The organism is Lentzea sp., assembly GCF_035525475.1.
Classification (GTDB): Bacteria; Actinomycetota; Actinomycetes; order Mycobacteriales; family Pseudonocardiaceae; genus Lentzea.
In genome coordinates this window covers 1-16,586 of the sequence record NZ_DATLEC010000251.1, presented here as the reverse complement: position 1 = coordinate 16,586, position 16,586 = coordinate 1, and the positions used below count along the sequence as shown (strand labels likewise).

19 protein-coding genes are annotated in these 16,586 nt (G+C 71.6%); 10 read left to right on the top strand and 9 right to left on the bottom strand.

Annotation, left to right across the window (positions count from 1 at the left end):
* Positions 1-97: 97 nt before the first annotated feature.
* Both VM306_RS38150 and VM306_RS38145 read left to right on the top strand, forming a co-directional pair.
* Complete coding sequence (locus VM306_RS38150) at positions 98-538, top strand: nuclear transport factor 2 family protein (RefSeq protein ID WP_325523830.1); 441 nt, start codon at positions 98-100, stop codon at positions 536-538.
* 13 nt (positions 539-551) lie between these two features.
* Positions 552-1,163, top strand: a complete 612-nt coding sequence (locus VM306_RS38145; protein ID WP_325523828.1) for a TetR/AcrR family transcriptional regulator — start codon at positions 552-554, stop codon at positions 1,161-1,163.
* Here the strand turns inward: VM306_RS38145 and VM306_RS38140 are convergent.
* The 5 genes from VM306_RS38140 to VM306_RS38120 are packed head-to-tail and all read right to left on the bottom strand — an operon-like array spanning position 1,144 to position 5,916.
* Positions 1,144-1,974, bottom strand: coding sequence for a class II fructose-bisphosphate aldolase (locus VM306_RS38140; RefSeq protein ID WP_325523826.1), 831 nt, complete (start codon positions 1,972-1,974; stop codon positions 1,144-1,146). The two genes, VM306_RS38145 and VM306_RS38140, sit on opposite strands and share 20 nt — an antisense overlap.
* The gene (locus VM306_RS38135; protein ID WP_325523824.1) at positions 1,971-2,891 is read right to left on the bottom strand and encodes a 1-phosphofructokinase family hexose kinase; all 921 of its coding nucleotides are present in this window, start codon (positions 2,889-2,891) and stop codon (positions 1,971-1,973) included. Before VM306_RS38135 ends, VM306_RS38140 begins: the two co-directional genes overlap by 4 nt.
* A complete protein-coding gene (locus tag VM306_RS38130) occupies positions 2,888-3,823 on the bottom strand; it encodes a DMT family transporter (RefSeq protein ID WP_325523822.1) in 936 nt (311 codons plus the stop codon). Before VM306_RS38130 ends, VM306_RS38135 begins: the two co-directional genes overlap by 4 nt.
* A gap of 9 nt (positions 3,824-3,832) precedes the next feature.
* On the bottom strand, positions 3,833-4,786 hold the full coding sequence (locus VM306_RS38125; RefSeq protein WP_325523820.1) for an N-acetylglucosamine kinase: 954 nt from the start codon (positions 4,784-4,786) through the stop codon (positions 3,833-3,835).
* On the bottom strand, positions 4,786-5,916 hold the full coding sequence (locus VM306_RS38120; RefSeq protein ID WP_325523818.1) for an SIS domain-containing protein: 1,131 nt from the start codon (positions 5,914-5,916) through the stop codon (positions 4,786-4,788). Before VM306_RS38120 ends, VM306_RS38125 begins: the two co-directional genes overlap by 1 nt.
* 340 nt (positions 5,917-6,256) lie before the next feature.
* On the opposite strand from VM306_RS38120, the gene VM306_RS38115 reads away from it, so the two are divergent.
* From VM306_RS38115 to VM306_RS38100, 4 genes are all read left to right on the top strand, one after another.
* Positions 6,257-7,024: a DeoR/GlpR family DNA-binding transcription regulator gene (locus VM306_RS38115; RefSeq protein ID WP_325523816.1), complete on the top strand. Its 768-nt coding sequence runs from the start codon at positions 6,257-6,259 to the stop codon at positions 7,022-7,024.
* 146 nt (positions 7,025-7,170) lie between these two features.
* Positions 7,171-8,406 carry a PHB depolymerase family esterase gene (locus tag VM306_RS38110; RefSeq protein WP_325523814.1) on the top strand — a complete coding sequence of 412 codons (1,236 nt, stop codon included), beginning with the start codon at positions 7,171-7,173 and terminating at the stop codon, positions 8,404-8,406.
* Positions 8,407-8,457: 51 nt separating this feature from the next.
* Positions 8,458-9,312, top strand: a complete 855-nt coding sequence (locus tag VM306_RS38105) for a helix-turn-helix domain-containing protein (protein WP_325523812.1) — start codon at positions 8,458-8,460, stop codon at positions 9,310-9,312.
* 29 nt (positions 9,313-9,341) lie between these two features.
* Positions 9,342-11,246 (top strand): ATP-binding protein, encoded by a 1,905-nt coding sequence (locus VM306_RS38100; protein ID WP_325523810.1) that lies wholly within the window; start codon positions 9,342-9,344, stop codon positions 11,244-11,246.
* Positions 11,247-11,248: 2 nt separating this feature from the next.
* Here the strand turns inward: VM306_RS38100 and VM306_RS38095 are convergent, their stop codons facing one another.
* On the bottom strand, positions 11,249-11,746 hold the full coding sequence (locus VM306_RS38095) for a MarR family winged helix-turn-helix transcriptional regulator (protein ID WP_325523808.1): 498 nt from the start codon (positions 11,744-11,746) through the stop codon (positions 11,249-11,251).
* Positions 11,747-11,896: 150 nt separating this feature from the next.
* Between VM306_RS38095 and VM306_RS38090 the strand changes: the two genes are divergently transcribed.
* From VM306_RS38090 to VM306_RS38080, 3 genes are all read left to right on the top strand, one after another.
* A complete protein-coding gene (locus tag VM306_RS38090) occupies positions 11,897-12,364 on the top strand; it encodes a cupin domain-containing protein (protein ID WP_325523806.1) in 468 nt (155 codons plus the stop codon).
* Positions 12,365-12,459: 95 nt separating this feature from the next.
* Positions 12,460-13,404 (top strand): NADP-dependent oxidoreductase, encoded by a 945-nt coding sequence (locus VM306_RS38085; protein WP_325523804.1) that lies wholly within the window; start codon positions 12,460-12,462, stop codon positions 13,402-13,404.
* A 26-nt stretch (positions 13,405-13,430) separates the two neighbouring features.
* Entirely contained in the window at positions 13,431-14,381 is a 951-nt protein-coding gene (locus VM306_RS38080) for an alpha/beta hydrolase (protein WP_325523802.1), read from the top strand.
* Here VM306_RS38080 and VM306_RS38075 read toward each other — a convergent pair.
* From VM306_RS38075 to VM306_RS38065, 3 genes are read right to left on the bottom strand one after another with little or no spacing between them, the layout of a single operon-like run.
* Complete coding sequence (locus VM306_RS38075) at positions 14,368-14,844, bottom strand: DUF4037 domain-containing protein (protein WP_325523800.1); 477 nt, start codon at positions 14,842-14,844, stop codon at positions 14,368-14,370. The two genes, VM306_RS38080 and VM306_RS38075, sit on opposite strands and share 14 nt — an antisense overlap.
* A 37-nt stretch (positions 14,845-14,881) precedes the next feature.
* Positions 14,882-15,652, bottom strand: coding sequence for an SDR family oxidoreductase (locus VM306_RS38070; RefSeq protein ID WP_325523798.1), 771 nt, complete (start codon positions 15,650-15,652; stop codon positions 14,882-14,884).
* A gap of 28 nt (positions 15,653-15,680) precedes the next feature.
* On the bottom strand, positions 15,681-16,097 hold the full coding sequence (locus VM306_RS38065) for a glycoside hydrolase family 3 N-terminal domain-containing protein (RefSeq protein WP_325523796.1): 417 nt from the start codon (positions 16,095-16,097) through the stop codon (positions 15,681-15,683).
* A gap of 271 nt (positions 16,098-16,368) precedes the next feature.
* On the opposite strand from VM306_RS38065, the gene VM306_RS38060 reads away from it, so the two are divergent.
* Entirely contained in the window at positions 16,369-16,518 is a 150-nt protein-coding gene (locus VM306_RS38060) for a hypothetical protein (RefSeq protein ID WP_325523794.1), read from the top strand.
* Positions 16,519-16,586: the final 68 nt, after the last annotated feature.

Genomic DNA, 16,586 nt, shown 5'->3' with positions numbered 1-16,586 from the left:
GATTACGCCATCGTCCGAAAAAGACGAATCTTGGCTTTTTGCGACAAGCTGTCGTAATGTTTGCGACAGTTCGTCGCAAAACCAGAGGAGTGCACCCATGACCACGCTCGAAGACCGTGCTGAACTCATCGAGCTCATCAGCCGGTACGCCGACATCGCGGATCTGAAGGAGTTCACGACCCTGCCCGGCCGGGTCTTCACCGACGCGCTCACGCTCGACTTCGAGTCCGTGACGGGCATGCCGGAGATGACGATCCCGCTGGCCGACTACGTCCAGGTGCTCAGCGCGAGCTTCGCGCCGTTCAAGGCGACGCACCACGCCATCACCGGTCACGTGGTGGAGATCGACGGCGACACCGCGAAGATCCACGCCCACGTGCGCGCGGAACACTGGCTGCCGGGCGCCGATCGCTGGCTGGTCGTCGGCTTCTACGACAACGAGGCGGTCCGCACGCCGGACGGCTGGCGCCTCACGCGTGTCAAGCTGACCGCGACCCACCAGGAGAACCAGCCGGAACTCGCCACCGCCGCGAACTGAGGAGAACAGCACGATGCCGCGGATCCGCGCCGCCACCATCGAGGAGCACCACGAGATGGTGTGGGCCGACCTCACCGAGGCGGTGCGGCGGCTGCTGCTCGAACGCGACTACGACTCGATCACCATGGGCCACATCGCGACCGCGGCCGGTCTCGCGCGCAACACGCTCTACAACTACGCCGCCGACAAGAAGACGCTGGTCCTGGAGCTCGCCCGCCGGGCGAGCCTTCCCCTGGCACAGCAGGTGTCCGCGATCGCCGCGCGATCGTCGGACATGGCGGCGGAGAGGGTGCGGGAGATCATCGAGGTGATCCTGTCCGAGTCGACGAACCACGCGATGCGGCTGATGTTCCTCCCGAACTCCAGCCCTCTGGTCGCCGATCTGCCGGACGGACGGGACAACCCGTTCACCGCGCTCGTCGCCGAGGTGGAGAAGGTCGTCGGGGACGGCGTCGCCTCCGGTGAGTTCCACGGCGTCGACGACGTCCAGCTCACCGTGGAACTGCTGTCCGGTGCCATGCGCGCGGGATGCGACCGCATCAGCCGGGACCCGGCCTCCTTGCCCGCCACCGTCCAGGCTGCTCAGCGCATCACGCTCGCGGCGCTCACTTCGCCAGCACCGTGAGCACCCTGGCCACCTCGTCGCGGACCGCGTCCCGGCCGGGCGCCAGGTAGCGGCGCGGGTCGGTCAGCTGCTCGCGTTCCCCGAGCACCGCGCGGACCGCCTCGGTCAGCACCTGATTGAGCCGCGTCCCGATGTTGACCTTGACGATGCCGGCGGCGACCGCTCCTCGCAGTCCGCCGTCGGTCACGCCGGACGAGCCGTGCAGCACTAGCGGAACCGGAACCGCCTGGGCGAGCGCGGCGATCAGGGTCTCGTCGAGCACCGCGCTCCGGTCCGTCATGGCGTGGGACGACCCGACGGCCACCGCGAGAGAGTCGACGCCGGTCGCCGCGACGAACTCCGCTGCCTCGCCGGGGTCGGTGCGCACGCCGGGCGCGTGGGCGCCGTCCTTGCCACCGACCTCGCCGAGTTCGGCCTCCACGAGGCACCCGGTGGCGTGGCAGCGGTCGACGACCTCGCGGGTCCTCGCCACGTTGTCCGCGTAGCTCAGCTTGGAGGCGTCGAACATGACCGAGGTGATGCCGAGGCCGAGGCCTTCGTCGATGAGCTTCTCGTCCTCGACGTGGTCGAGGTGGACGAGAACGGGCACGGTCGCGTCGGCGGCGAGCTGCAGGCACGCGCGGGCGAACGGCGCCAGCGATCCGTGGTAGCGCACGGCGTTCTGCGAGATCTGCAGGATCACCGGCAGCCCGCTCAGCTCGGCACCGGCGACGATGGCCTCCGCGTGCTCGATCATGATCGCGTTGAAGGCACCCACCGCACGTCGTTCCGCCCGCATCTCGCGCAGCAGCGTCATCCACTCCGCGGTCATCGCGTCTCCTCCACAGTCGTCACAGGGATCCAGCGGGTCCTGGCCCCGAGGTCGATCTCGCCGGCGACCGGGCACAGCACCGCGGCGGCCGACGTCGCCACGACGTCGGCCAGCGCGGCGGGCCAGTCCACGGCGTGCCCGGCTCGGGCGAGGTGGAGCGCCAGGGCGGCGGCGGCCGCGTCACCGGCACCCGTCGGGTTGCCGACGACCACCTCGGCCGGGCGGGCGTGCCAGGAACCCGTTGCGGTCACGGCGATCGCGCCGTCCGGCCCGGCGGTGGCGACCACGGCGGCCGCTCCCCCGGCCACCAGGTCGTCGACGGCTCCGTCACCGACGAGCTCCGCCAGCTCGTCGGCGTTCGGCATCAGCACCGCACCGCTGGACGCGGCGGCGCGGAGAGCCGCACCGGACACGTCCGCGATGACCGGCACATGGAACTCGGCGCACAACCGCGCGAGCCGTGCGGGCACTTCCGGGTCCAGGCCGACGGGCACGCTGCCGGAGATCACGACGGCGCCCGCACCGGCTTCGAGCTCACTCCGCAGCGCCGCGGTGATCTCCGCCTCCGCGCGCTCGTCGGCCGGAAAGCCGTTCTCCTGCAACATGGTCGTGCTGCCGTCGTCGGCCACGACCGCGATGGTGCGGCGCACCGACGAGAGCGCGGGCACGAGCCGATGCGCGAGTCCCAGCTCTCGCAGGCCTTCGGAGAACTCGTCCGGTGCCGCGGTCGTGGTCAGCGCCAGCACGAGGCTGTCCTCGCCCAGCGCGGTCACCACGGCCGCGACGTTCACGCCCTTGCCGCCCGCCCGCGACCGCACCTCCGGGACGCGAACGGTTTCCCCTACACGCAGGGCTTTCACGCGGTAGGTCACGTCGATGGCGGGGTTGAGCGTGACGGTGACGATCCGGCTCGTCACGGCGCCGCCTCGGCGGTGGGGACCGCCTCGCTGCTCTTCTCGGCGCGGTAGACCATCAGCGTGGAGCCGATGAGGGCCAGCACGATGCCCGCGACCTGGAAGACGCCGGGCTGGGCGCCGAACACCAGCAGCGACAGCACGATGGTCAGCACGGGCGCCAGGGCGTTGGTGACCGGTGCGACGATCGAGGCCTTGCCGCGGCTCATGGCCATCACGAGGAACAGGGCGCCGACGGCGTTCAGCAGCTGCGTGCCGGCGGTGAGGGCCGGTGCCTGCCACGGGAAGCCGAGCGGCAGCCCGCCCATCATCAGCAGCGCCACCGGGATCAGCACCAGGCCGCTGATGGTCATCCAGCCGAACGTCGTCGGGTCGTCGACCCCGGCGAGCGCCGCCTTGCGCATGTAGAACGCCTGCACGCCCCACGCCACGCAGACCCCGATCGCGAGCAGCAGGTAGAGCCAGCCGCTGTCGGCGGAGTCCCCTGTGGACACGGAGAAGAGCACGACGGCGGCGAGCGCGAGCACCACACCGGTCCAGGACAGGACTCCGAGCCGTTCGCGCAGCAGGCCGAACGCCATCAGCACGGTGATCGCCGGGGACAGTGCGACGATCGGGAAGATGACGTACGCGGGTCCGATGGTGAGCGCCTTGAACAGCAGCAGCTGTCCGCCGGCACCGGTGAGGCCGATCAGCAACCCGTATCCGGCGGCGGTGCGGCTGCGGTCGAACTTCCTGCCGCGCAACGAGACCCACGCGGGGATGAGCATCGTCAGCGACCACACGACGTAGACCATCGGGTCGGGGTAGGCGTAGAGCTTGGTGGGCAACGCGGAGAACGCTCCCCACACGCCCCAGAACAGCACCAGCAGTCCCGCGTACGGAACCCAGTTGTTCGCGCGGAAGAACGAGGGGGACACGCCGGATCCGGTCATTTCGACTCCTCAGAGGGAGAGCGCCGCGGGTAAGATGTGCTCTGCACGCAACGGGTGTCCGTGCAGGCGTGCCGCGTGGAGTGCGGCACCGATGTGCGGTTCGAGCAGGGGTGCGCGCAGGTCGAAGTCGTGGGTGAGCGACTCGTGGAACGACGTCAGCACGTGCGCCGAGCTGAACATGCCGCCGGAGTACGACACCGGGACCCGTTCAGCGGCGGGGAACCCGAGGGCCTCGCGGCCGATGTTCACGAGCAGCGCGAGCTCCTGGCCCGCCTGGCGCAGGACTTCCGCTGCCGCCGCGTCTCCGGCGTCGGCCGCCGCGACCACGACCTTGCTCAGGTTCGCGATCTTGCCGCGGTCGCCGTGCCACTGGTTCACCACGACGTCGATGGCGTCGAAGTCCGCCACCAGTCCGAGTGCCGTGCGCATCTCGTCCACGAGCGGTCCCGCGGGCAGGCGTCCGTCGACCATGCGGCTGAACGCGTTGAGCCCGTTGATCGCGACCCAGTAGCCGGATCCCTCGTCACCGAACAGCTCGCTCCAGCCGCCGCCACGCCACTGCCTGCCGCGGTTCTCGCCGTAGGCGATCGAACCGGTGCCCGCGACGACGTTGATGCCGTCGACCGCGCCGAGCGAACCGGCCCAGCCGCAGATCATGTCGTTGCCGCACCGGTAGTTGCCGCCGCCGAGGATCTTCGCGGGCAACGCGTCGAGCACCGGGACGTCGCCGCTGATCTCGCCGTAGGCGGGCAGTCCGAAGAACGCGTAGGTGATGTCCGGGACCGAGATCCCGGCGGTGGCGCAGACCTCGGTGATCCCCTGGCGCAGCAGGGGTTCCACGATCTGGAGGCCGTCGCCGAGGTAGTACACGCTGGCGGTGCGGGCCTCCGCGACCACGCGGCCGTCCGAGTCCACCAGGCAGAACGCGGTCTTCGTACCGCCGCCGTCGACACCGAGGAACATCAGCTCACTCCGTCCGGGAACTCGTGGATGACCACGCCCTGCACCACGCGGTTGACCTCGCCGCCGGGAAACGGGTTGTCCGGCGTCATGTCCAGCGCGAGCGAGCACGCGAGCGCCGTCGTCTGGGCTGTGATCACGGCGACCAGCGCCCACACGGAAGGCGAGGTGAACGAGCCGCGGACCGGCCACACCTGGGCTCCCCCGCACTCGCCGGAGTCCGCATCCCCCACCACGACAACGCGATCGGCGCCGAGCGACTGCACGAGCTCTCGCGCGATGTCGACGTCGTAGGAACGCGCGTACGGGTCGGTGGAGAGGAAGACGAACGCGATCGTGCGGTCGTCGAGCACCGACTTCGGGCCGTGCCGGAAGCCCAGCGACGACTCGGCGATCCCGACCACCTCGCCGCGGGTCAGCTCCAGGCTCTTGAGCGCGGCTTCCCTCGCCAGGCCTCGCAACGCCCCGGAGCCCAGGTACACCAGGCGGGCCGGCTTGGCCCCGGCGATCGCCGACGCCCGTTCCGCGGCCTCGCCGAGCACCGCGGTTCCTTCCCGTGCCACCGCGTCGACGTCGACGTCCAGCCCGAAGGCCAGCAGCGCCGCCAACGCCATGCCGGTGAACGACGACGTCATCGCGAAACCGCGGTCGTTCGTCTCCTCCGGGAGCGCGACCACGACGGCGTCGTCCGCACCGGCCCACCGGCGGCCCAGCTCCCCCTGCGGGTCGCACGTGATCACGAGGTGCCGCAGGCCCGGCGTGAGCCGGTGCAGGAGTTCGGCCGCCGCAAGGGATTCGGGGCTGTTGCCGCTCCTAGCGAACGACACCAGCAGCACCGGCCGGTCGTCCACGGCAGCGGCGAGCGGGTCGGCGACGACCTCCGTGGTGGGCAGGGTCTCCACCGGCCTGCCGAGGTGCCGTGCCAGAGCCGGGGCGACGACCTCGCCGATGAACGCCGACGTGCCCGCACCCGTCAGGACGACACGGGTCCTGGCGTCGGCCAGCGCCGCGCCGACCAAGCCCTCGACCCGCGGGCGGACCTGCTCCACGGCGGCCGCCACGCGCGGCCAGGTGGCCGGCTGCTGCCAGATCTCCTCCGCGGTCCAGCTGGTGCCGAGCCCACGCTCACCCATGGTGTCGCCTTCCGATTACCGGGACACTTCCCAGACGCATTCGGACGCTTTCCCCGAATGCCGTTGATCGCCCTGAGTCCCCGGCTCCCGCACCGGTTCGACGAGTGGTGCATTCGTACGTCCGGCGCTGCGCGAGTGGCAAGGTTCGCCGCTCAAGTGAGCATTTCAAATGAGCGTTTCGCCGCGTCTCCCCTGTTCAGGACTGACGCTGGCCGATGCAGCCCGTGCACAATCGCTCACCGGGAAGAGTTGTCGTAGGCTCCGATCCATGGCCGACCCGACGGATTCCGCCGCACCCGAAATGCGCGCGCGGAAAAGGCGCACCACGCGAGCAGAACGCATGTCCGAAATACTGCGAGTGCTCAGGGAAACAGGTTCGCTGCAGGTCGGCGACCTCTGCACACGACTCGGCGTCTCCTCCGCGACACTGCGCCGCGACCTGGCTCAGCTGGAGGAGCAGCGGCTGCTGACGAGGACGCACGGAGGGGCGAAGCCGCAGGGCGCCGGGAACGAGGTGCCGGTGCGCTATCGCGGCGGCCGCTCCCGTGACGCGAAGCGCGCCATCGTGCGCCAGGCGGTCCGGATGTTGCCGTCGGGGTCGCACGTCATCGCGCTCACCGGAGGGTCCACCACCAGCGAGCTCGCGAAGCAGCTGCCGGGCCGCGCCGATCTGACGGTCGTGACCAACGCGTTGAACATCGCGATGGAGATGGCGTTGCACCCCCGGCACAAGCTCGTCGTGGTCGGCGGCGTCGCCAGACCGCAGTCCTACGAGCTCGTCGGCCCGTGGGCGGAGCACGTGCTGGCGTCGATCAGCATCGGCACGGCGTTCATCGGTGTCGACGGCATCGATGCCGTCGCGGGCATCACGACGCACGACGAGAACGAGGCGCGCACCAACCGCGCGATGCTCAGCCGCGCCAAGCGGGTGATCGTGATGGCGGACGGCAGCAAGCTCGGCAAGGCCACGCTCGCCCGCATCGCCGACATCCACGACGTGCACGAAGTCGTCACGGACCTGTCGGCCGACCCCGCGGCGGTGGCGGCGATCCGGGCGGCCGGGGTCCGGGTCACCGTCGTCGAGGTCGCGACCACGAAGGACGGGTGAGCCGCGGGAAGTCGTTCGTCGAACGCCGCACCACATTCGTACGTCGAAAGTTTGACGACCGTCACGAAAGTGAATAGCTTCGCGCTCCGGGGGGATTCGGAAGCCCTGACCGGAGGTCGGTTGTGTTCACGCGCAGAACAACCCTCATGGCCATCGTCATCGCCGTGCTGACCCTCGCCGGCGTCGTGCCGGCGACACCGGCGTCCGCCGCGTCCCTGGTGGAGGTGACCGGCTTCGGCGACAACCCCGGCGGGATGCGCATGCACGTCTACGTGCCGGACACCCGCCCGGCGAAGCCCGCGATCGTCGTCGCCATGCACGGCTGCGGCGGCTCGGGACCCGGCTTCTACTCGGGCAGCGAGTTCGCCTCGCTCGCCGACCGGTACGGCTTCGTCGTGATCTACCCGAGCGCGCAGCAGGAAGCCGGGTTCGGCAAGTGCTTCGACACGTGGTCGGACGCCGCCAAGCGCCGCGGCGGCGGCAGCGACCCGGTGTCGATCGTGTCGATGGTGACCTACGTCCAGCAGCGCTACGGCGGTGACCCGGACCGCGTCTTCGCCACCGGGTCGTCCTCCGGCGGCATGATGACCAACGAGATGCTCGCCCTCTACCCGGACGTCTTCAAGGCGGGCGCGGCGTTCATGGGCGTGCCGTTCCACTGCTTCGCCAGCGCCGCCGACTTCCCGCCCGGCAGCAGCAGGTGCACCGGTGGCGGCGGGCTGAACCGCACCCCGCAGGAGTGGGGCGACCTCGTCCGGCGGGCCTACCCCGGCTACACCGGCCCGCGGCCGCGGATGCAGCTGTGGCACGGCACCGCGGACACGCTCGTGCCGTACTCGTTGCTGCAGGAGGAGGTCGAGCAGTGGACGAACGTGTTCGGCCTGAGCCAGACGCCGACGTCCACCGACACCCCGCGTCCCGGCTGGAACCGCAGCCGCTACGGCGACAAGGTCGAGGCCTACAGCATCCAGGGCGCCGGGCACAGCCTGCCGTCGTCGGGCATGGCGGCCGTCGCGCTCGAGTTCTTCGGCATCACCGGGGGCGGTAATCCGAACCCGACGCCGGGCACGTGCTCCGTCAAGGCCGCCGTCACCGCCTGGAACAACGGCCTGACCGCGAGCATCTCCATCACCAACACCGGCACCGCCGCGATCGCCGGCTGGTCCCTCGCCTTCACCCTGGCGGGCGGGCAGAGCATCACCTCCGGCTGGAACGCCACCTACTCGCCGTCCTCCGGGCAGGTCACCGCGCGCAACGCCGGTCACAACGCCACGATCGCGGCGGGCAGGTCCGTCGACATCGGATTCCAGGCGGCCCACAGCGGGAACACAGCCGCACCGTCCTCGTTCACCCTCAACGGCACGACCTGCGCCACCGGCTGACCGCACGGGCATGTGAGACGCCGCACTTGCTCCACAAGGGACACTGGCGTCATGGCGTTGCGGGATCTCGGCGCGGAGGTGCGCCGGTTGCGGGAGACCACGGACCCCGCCGCGATCGGGTTGCGACCCGGTGCGCGGCGGGCTCGCGGGGTGCGACGGGAGGAGCTGGCCGAGCTGGCCGGGGTGTCCGCGGACCACGTGCGGCGGCTGGAACAGGGCCGCCGCCACCCGTCCGCCGCCGTCGTGAACGCCATCGCCCGCGCGTTGCGGGTGGGACCGGCGGAGTACGAACGGCTCTGCGCACTGGCCGGGTACGCCGCGGCGGACGGACAGGTGCCGCGCGCGGCCGGGCCGGTGGCGATGCGGTTGCTGGAGCGGTTCGCCGGCACGCCCGTGTTCCTGACGGACGCGGCGTGGAACGTGGTCGCCGTGAACGGCGCATGGATGGCTCTCGGCGCGGGAGCGTCGAACCGGCAACCCCGGGACTGGAACGTCGCGTGGCGCACGTTCTCGAACGCCCACCGCGAGATCAGCCGCGATGACGACGACGCGGCCGCGTTCCGGGCCACGCTCGTCAACCGGTTGCACAGCACGTACCTCCGCTACCCCTCCGACGAGCAGCTCACCGAACTCGTCGACGAGCTGCGGACCACGAGCCGCTCGTTCGACACCTTGTGGCGTGCGCCGACATCCTTTGCCGGGTACGAGAACCGGGCCGTGTTCCGTCATCCGGGCGTGGGAGACATCGCGCTCGACGGCAACCTGCTGGACGTGCCCGGCGACAACCTCCAGGCCGTGGTGCTCACCCCGGCGCCGGGCTCGGCCGACGCGGGACGGCTCGGCGAGGTCGTCGGCGCCTCCACCGGGCCGGCCATCATCAGGGTGGGACAACCTGGCCCAGGTTGAACGTTCGCCTGGCAGCGATCCTGGGTGACGTGTTGATCAACGCCTCGCTCCGGGACGTGGGCCTGGCAGGCAGGACCGCGGAACTGGCGGTGCTCGACCGGGTGCTGTCCGGTGCGGTGGACGCCCCGCACGTGGTGCACCTCCACGGCCCCGGCGGCATCGGCAAGTCCGCACTCCTGCGCCACACCGCCCGGCAGGCACGGCTCGACGGACGCGAGGTGGCGCACGTCGACGCGCGGTTCCTGAACGCCGATCCGCGCCGCCTGGAAGAGGCCGCCGCGCCCGCGTGCGTCGAACCCGGTGCCGTGGTCCTGGTCGACGCCTTCGAACGCTGCCGGCAGCTCGAGCCGTGGCTGCGCGACACGTTCCTGCCGCGGCTCGCGGCGGGCGCGGTCGTGGTGCTCGCGAGCAGGACCGCTCCCGACGCGGAGTGGTCGCTCGATCCCGAGTGGACACGACGCTTCACCAGGCTGGACGTGCGCCCGCTCGACGCCGCCGCGTCCGATGCCCTGCTCGCGGCACGAGGAGTCACCCCGGACCAGCGCGGCGCCATCGTCTCCTTCGCCGGGGGCAGTCCGCTCGTCCTCACCCTCGCCGCCTCGGCACCGGCCGCGCACTGGAAGCCCACCGGCGACCTGCTCACCACCCTGGTCGAACGGCTGGTGGGTGATCTCCCGAGCCCTGTCCACCGGCGCGGCCTCGACGTCCTCGCGCAGGCCCGCGTCACGCGCGAGTCGCTGCTGCGCGCGGTGCTGGGCGACGAGGACGCCTCGACGGTGTTCGCCTGGCTGCGCCGGCAGCCCTACGTCGAGGCCACCCCCGACGGGTTGCTCCCCCACGACGCGGTGCGGTCGGTGCTCGACGCCGATCTGCGCTGGCGGGACCCCGAACGCCACGAGGACGTCCGCACCCGCATCTCGGTCACGTGCCTGGACGCGGTGCGCCGTGCCACCGAGGACGACGCACTTCGACGCGTCGCGGAGTGGATGTTCCTCTTCCGCGACCAGGACGGTTCGCACGACCCGCACTCCGACATCGTGGACACGCGGCTCGAACCCGGTGACGTGCCCGAGGTCCTGCGCATGGCGGAGGGACCCGCGGTCGCGCATTGGATCCGGCATCAGCCTCAGGGCTTTCGCGTCTACCGGTCCGCGGGCGCACTCGTGGGGTTCATGGCGATCCTGCGGCTGGATGCGCCGTCGCCGGAGGACCTGGCCGCGGACCCGGTGATCGCGGCTTTGTGGGAGCAGGTCGAGGCGGTCGCTCCCCTGCGCCGGGGCGAGCACCTGGGCATCCGCCGCTTCGCGGTGCAGTCCGGCGGGCACCAGCGGCCGTCGCCCCTGATGGACCTCATCGACCGCCGGACCGTCGCGGCCGAGATGCGGGCCAGCGGACGGGCGATGACGTTCACCGTCTTCCAGGACGCCGGACGGCGGCGGCACCACCTCACCGCCGGGATGCACGAGGTAGTGGTGGTGGACCGGCAGCACGTCTTCGGCCGGGACTGGCGGCGCCAGCCCGTGGAGCAGTGGGTGGAGCACCGGGCTCGTGCCGCCGCGCCCGCGGTCGCGTGGGCACCCGGACCGCCCAACCGCTTGCCGCGCAACGCGTTCGAGGAGGGAGTGCTCGAAGCGCTGCGCACGTGGCGCGCTCCCCGCGAGTTCGCGACCAGCGTCCTGCTGCGCTCACACCTGGTGCCACCGGGTTCGGCCGATCCCGTGACGGACCTGCGCGACGCGATCACGGCCGCTCTCGACGCGTTGCGGGTCGACCCCGCGGGCGTCAAGGCGCACGACGCGCTCACCGCCACGTACGTCTCGGGTTCCGGCACCCACAAGGCGACCGCACGACGGCTGGGCGTTCCCTACGGCACCTACCGGCGTCACCTCGCCCTCGCCAGGGAGCGGCTCGTCGAGCACCTCCTGGCCCGGTGACGTCAGCTCTTGCGACGGCGTGGCGCCGCTGACCGGGGCGGCGTGGACCGCATGTGGTCGCGCACCGGGGCCAGCAGGCCGGCGAGGGCGGTGACGTCGTCGCGGGAGAGCGGTTCGAAGAGCAGGCCGCTGACGACCTCGACGTGGCCGGGCAGCACCGCCGCGAGCCGCGTGCGCCCGGCGTCGGTGATGGTGACCGTGACGCTGCGCTCGTCGTCGGCCGAGGGTGTGCGTTCGACGAGGCCCGCCTTCTCCAGCAGCCCCACCTGGTAGGTCAGGCCGCTGCGGCTGTAGACGACGCCGTCGGCCAGGTCGGTCATGCGGTGGCTGCCGGTCGGCGGGTCCCCGAGCCGCGCCAGCAGCTGGAACTGCACGTAGCTGAGGTCACCGGCGTCCTTGAGCTGCTGCTCGACCGCGTGGCGCAGCAGGCTGGTCACCTCGACGAGGGCGAAGTAGGCGCCGAGCTGGACGGGGTCGAGCGACGGCGGTGAGTCGGCCATGACGCCAGCTTACTGCTTCGAATTCGAAGGAGCAGGTGAGCAGCGCTGGACACCGGTGGGCACCGCGGGACGTGGCGGCCGGGCAGCGCGGCGGGTCAGGGTCTCCAGCAGGGGGACGGCGCCGCCGTCCCACCGGCTCCGAGGACGGCCTTGAGCATTCCCCACCTCGCCCAGAGGGAAGACCAGCAACAGCTCGAATGGATCGGCGGGAGCATCTTCAGCGTCCTGCTCGACGCGGAGGCGACCGGCGGGCAGCTGACCGTCGGACGCTTCGACGCCGGTCTCGGCGAGGCGCCGCCGTGGCACATGCACAACAACGAGGACGAGGTCTTCCTCCTGCTGGCCGGCACCGCGCTGGTGTGGGCGGGCGACGAGGAGCACGAGCTGCGCGAGGGCGGGATCGTCTTCCTGCCCCGCCGGATCCCGCACTCCTACCGCATCACCTCCGAGAGGGCCGACCTGCTGCTCATCTCGACGCCGGGCGGGCTGGAGAAGATGTTCCGGCACGCCGGTCGCGACCTGCGCGAACCGCGTCCCGACGGGTTCGAGATCCCGCTGTCGCTGCTCGCAGAGGCCGCCGAGATCTCCGGCAACGTCCTGCTCGGTCCTCCCCGCTGACACGTGCCGCGCATCACTTTGCTTCGAATTCGAAGCAGGGCTAGTCTCAGTTCCAGATGCTTCGAGTTCGAAGCAAACAACGAGGGAGAGTTGCCATGAAGGCAGTGCGTTTCCACGAGTTCGGTGGCCCCGAGGTCCTGCGCTACGAGGACGTGGAGCAGCCGGTCCCCGCGGCCGGTGAGGTCCTGGTCCGCGTGGCGGCCACGACGTTCAACCCGGTCGAGGGCAACATCCGCCTCGGCGTCATGCAGGGCCCGATCCCGGTCGAGCTGCCGCACACCCCCGGTCTCGACGTCGCCGGCACGGTCGACGCGCTGGGAGAGGGCGTCGAGGGCCTCGCGGTCGGTGACGAGGTCGTCGGCTTCCTGCCGATGACCAAGCCCGGCGCCGCGGCCGAGTACGTCCTCGCACCGGCGGCCGCCCTGACCCCGGCGCCCAAGGGCATCCCGCTGGCCGACGCCGCCGCGTTGCCGCTGGTCGGCCTCACCGCCTACCAGGCCCTCTTCGACCACGGTCAGCTGAAGGCCGGGCAGCGCGTGCTGGTCAACGGCGCGGGTGGACCGGTCGGCGGCTACGCCGTCCAGCTGGCCAAAGAGGCCGGTGCCCACGTGATCGCCACGGCCAGCCCGCGCAGCGCCGAGGCCGTGCGGACCGCCGGCGCCGACGAGGTCGTCGACCACACCGCCACCAGCGTGCTCGCGGCGGTGACCGAGCAGGTCGACCTCGTGCTGAACCTCGCGCCGGTCGACCCGGCGGTCCTGGCCGAGCTGGTCACGCTGGTCCGCCCCGGCGGGGCCGTCGTCAACACGACGATCTGGATGCCCGCGCCGTCCGACGAGGAACGCGACGTGCGCGGCGTCAACCTCTACGTCCGCAGCGACGCGGAGCAGCTCGCGAAGCTCGTGGCTCTGGTCGACTCCGGTGACCTGCGGGTCGACGTCGCCCAGCGGGTGCCGCTGACCGAGCTGCCGGCGATCCACGTCCAGGCCGCGTCGGGCGCGGTCCGCGGCAAGGTCGTCTTCCTCGTCTCCGGCGTCTGACACCCCCCACCTCGAAGGAGAAGACCATGTCACTCGGGCTGGATCCCGAGATCGCCACCGCGCTGGCCCCGATGGCCGGCGCGATGGCGGACGCCACCCCTCCGGCCGTCGGCGACGTCGAGGCGCGCAGGGCCATGTGGGAACCGATCATCGGCGCCGCCGGGACGGCCCAGCCGATCCCCGCCGACGTGACCACGACCGACCACCACGCCACCGCGGACGACGGCACGCGGATCACGATGCGCTGGTACACCAAGGAAGGCGCGACGCCCGGCTCCGCCGTGCTGTTCTTCCACGGCGGCGGCTACATCTTCGGCCACATCGACCTGTTCGACGGGCCGGTCTCGCGCTACGTGTCCGCGAGCGGCGTGCCGATGCTGTCCGTCGAGTACCGCCGCGCCCCCGAGCACCCCTTCCCCACCCCGCTCGAGGACGCGTACACGGCACTGCGCTGGCTGCACGAGCACGCCGCCGGACTGGGCGTGGACCCGGCGCGGATCGGCGTGATGGGCGACAGCGCCGGGGGCGGCCTGGCGGCGGCGTTGGCGATCCTCGCCCGCGACCGCGGCGGCCCGGCCATCGCCCGTCAGGTCCTGATCATGCCGATGCTCGACGACCGCACCACCGAGGTCGACGCGCACATCGCGCCGTACCTGCTGTGGTCCTACGAGGACAGCCTCACCGCGTGGCCCGCGCTGCTCGGTGACGCGGCAGGAGGGCCCGATGTCCCGGCCACCGCGGCTCCGGCCCGGCTGGAGGACGCGACCGGCCTGCCACCGGCCTACGTCGAGGTCGGTCAGCTCGACGTGTTCCGCGACGAGGACATGGCCTACGCGACGAAGCTCAGCCGGGCCGGGGTGCCGGTCGAGTTCCACCTGCACCCCGGGGCGCCGCACGAGTTCGACTCCATCGCCTTCGACTCCGATGTGGCCCGGCGGGCGATCGCCGACCGAGTCCGGGTCCTCAGGTCGATCTAGCGCCGCGGAGCACGTCGTCGCGCAGTGCGCGCAACCTGTCGAGAACCGAGACGAGGTCCCGCGGAGATCGGGCCAGGGACGCCAGCGCGTCGCCGGCCCGGTCCGCGTAGCCCGCCGGGGCCGGGGCGAACCCGTCCGCCAGGGCGACCGACCCCTTCTCGTTGGTGAGGTACCGGCGTTCGGCGGCGAACAGGACCTGGGTCGGGCACGAGACCGTCCGGAAGGCACACCCCGTCACGTACGCGACGTCGCCGCGTTCAGCCGCGGAGGTCGCGGTGGTCACCGAGGAGCCGGACTCCCAGCCGAACTTCTCGATCACCGCGGCGCGCATCCGCTCCGGGTACGGGTCGACGCGGGTGCGCAGATCGGCCGGCACGCCGTCGGGGTCGTGGAACGACACGTCGTGGAACACCTCCCCCGCGTAGATCGTGGTGCTGAACCCGCACGCCGCAGGCGGACACACCGCGGCAGAACCCGGCCATCCCGTACCGGTGGGCGGGTCAGCGCAGGTACGAGGCCCCGTTGAGGTCCAGGACCGTCCCGGACGACCAGACCGCCCCCGGTGAGGCCAGGTGGACGATGGCGGCGGCGATCTCCTCCGGCGTGCCGACCCGGCCGAACGGGCTCTGGTCCCGCACCGCGTCGCCTTCGGCACCGGCGAGCTTCGCCTCCTGGCGTTCGGTGGCGATGAACCCCGGCGCGACCGACGTGACCGAGATGCGGTGGGGAGCCAGCGCGATCGCGGCCGACTGCCCGAAAGCGTGCAGCGCCGCCTTGCTCGCTCCGTAGGCCGGGTGGTCGGGTTCGCCGCGGAAGGCGCCCCGCGACCCCACGTTGACGATGCTGCCCGGCGCGCCGCGATCGATGAGGTGCTGCGCCACCGCCCGGGTGACGTTGACCGCGCCCAGGAGGTTGACGTCCAGCATGGACCGCCACGCGTCCGTCCACGTGTCCCACGAGGTCTCGCCGATCCGGTGCCGGTTGGCGGCGGTCGGCGCGACCGCCGCGTTGTTGACCAGCACGTCCACCGCGCCGAGCCGGTCCACCGCCTCCGCGACCAGGGCACGGGCGGTGCCGGCGTCGGCGAGGTCGCCGCCGATCACCGCGTGCCCGTCTCCGGCCAGCTGGGCGAGGGTCTCCTCGGCGTCGTCACGGCGGCTGCTGTAGTGCACCGCCACCCGGAAACCCCGCTCCGCGAACGCCACGGCCGTCGCGCGGCCTATCCCCCGCGACGCCCCGGTGACGAGCACACCCGACCTGCGATCCGACATGGACCGCAGCGTAAGCCACGCCTCGTCGTCATCGCGGCGACAACCCGTGGCCGAACGGGAAGAGCGGATCCTCGTAGCCCGCGACGTCCTCGTGGTGGCGGCGCACCTGCTCCATCGACCGCGGCAGGTCGAACGGGAGCCTGCCCGCCTCGACGACCGCGCGGAACGGCGCGAGGTGGTCTGCGAAGCGGCCGCCGGGGTAGACCTGTTCGCGCCCGTACGGGAAGTGCGCGTCCTCGCCGTCCTTCTGCGGGCCGCCACCGGGGAAGTGCTCGCTGGTGCAGGCCACCGACACCGGTCCGAGCGACGGGCCCTGGAAGCCGCGCACGTACGCGACGGCCAGTTCGGCCGTCAAGGCGCTGTCCTGCCCGAACGTCCCGGCCTGCCGGCACGAGAGGTGCTCACGGTCGCCACCCGAGGGCAGCGCGGACAAAGCGCAGGTCAAAGCGCCTGTCCGACGGACGCGACCTCGTTCCGCAAGTCCGCCGTGACACGAGGATTAACGACACACCGAGGCGGGTATTTCGCGCTTCGTCAGAGGTGTTCGGAAGATGAGGTGTACGGTTGACCCATCGGGTCGTTGCGCTCCGCAACCCCGCCTTCCCACGCAGTGCGCTCTCTCCCGGCGATCACAGCCGGCCACGGCCTCGCACGCGGACCCCGAACACGTTCTGAAGTCCCCACCTTGCTCTTGTCACGAGATCGGAAACACCCACATGAACCTGCACCCGGCAGACGACCTGTTCAGCCACCCCGAGACGCACCAGACGCACGTGGACGCGGGCTCGGCGCAGTCGGGCCAGCCGTCCTGGACGAACCTGTTCCAGGAGCCGCTCCCCTCCCAGCGGACGTCCTCGGAGAGCTGACCGAACGCCTGGCCCTCGCGGCGACCTGCCTGTGCGGCGCGCAAGCGCGAAAACACTTGCGCACCCCT

Bases quoted from the DNA above. Each gene is read 5' to 3' on its own strand.
- VM306_RS38120 (WP_325523818.1), bottom strand. From the start codon at position 5,916: ATGGGTGAGCGTGGGCTCGGCACCAGCTGGACCGCGGAGGAGATCTGG.
- VM306_RS38125 (WP_325523820.1), bottom strand. From the start codon at position 4,786: ATGTTCCTCGGTGTCGACGGCGGCGGTACGAAGACCGCGTTCTGCCTG.
- VM306_RS38085 (WP_325523804.1), top strand. From the start codon at position 12,460: ATGAAGGCAGTGCGTTTCCACGAGTTCGGTGGCCCCGAGGTCCTGCGC.
- VM306_RS38140 (WP_325523826.1), bottom strand. From the start codon at position 1,974: ATGACCGCGGAGTGGATGACGCTGCTGCGCGAGATGCGGGCGGAACGA.
- VM306_RS38110 (WP_325523814.1), top strand. From the start codon at position 7,171: ATGGCCATCGTCATCGCCGTGCTGACCCTCGCCGGCGTCGTGCCGGCG.
- VM306_RS38070 (WP_325523798.1), bottom strand. From the start codon at position 15,652: ATGTCGGATCGCAGGTCGGGTGTGCTCGTCACCGGGGCGTCGCGGGGG.
- VM306_RS38095 (WP_325523808.1), bottom strand. From the start codon at position 11,746: ATGGCCGACTCACCGCCGTCGCTCGACCCCGTCCAGCTCGGCGCCTAC.
- VM306_RS38130 (WP_325523822.1), bottom strand. From the start codon at position 3,823: ATGACCGGATCCGGCGTGTCCCCCTCGTTCTTCCGCGCGAACAACTGG.
- VM306_RS38145 (WP_325523828.1), top strand. From the start codon at position 552: ATGCCGCGGATCCGCGCCGCCACCATCGAGGAGCACCACGAGATGGTG.
- VM306_RS38060 (WP_325523794.1), top strand. From the start codon at position 16,369: ATGAACCTGCACCCGGCAGACGACCTGTTCAGCCACCCCGAGACGCAC.
- VM306_RS38080 (WP_325523802.1), top strand. From the start codon at position 13,431: ATGTCACTCGGGCTGGATCCCGAGATCGCCACCGCGCTGGCCCCGATG.
- VM306_RS38115 (WP_325523816.1), top strand. From the start codon at position 6,257: ATGTCCGAAATACTGCGAGTGCTCAGGGAAACAGGTTCGCTGCAGGTC.
- VM306_RS38150 (WP_325523830.1), top strand. From the start codon at position 98: ATGACCACGCTCGAAGACCGTGCTGAACTCATCGAGCTCATCAGCCGG.
- VM306_RS38105 (WP_325523812.1), top strand. From the start codon at position 8,458: ATGGCGTTGCGGGATCTCGGCGCGGAGGTGCGCCGGTTGCGGGAGACC.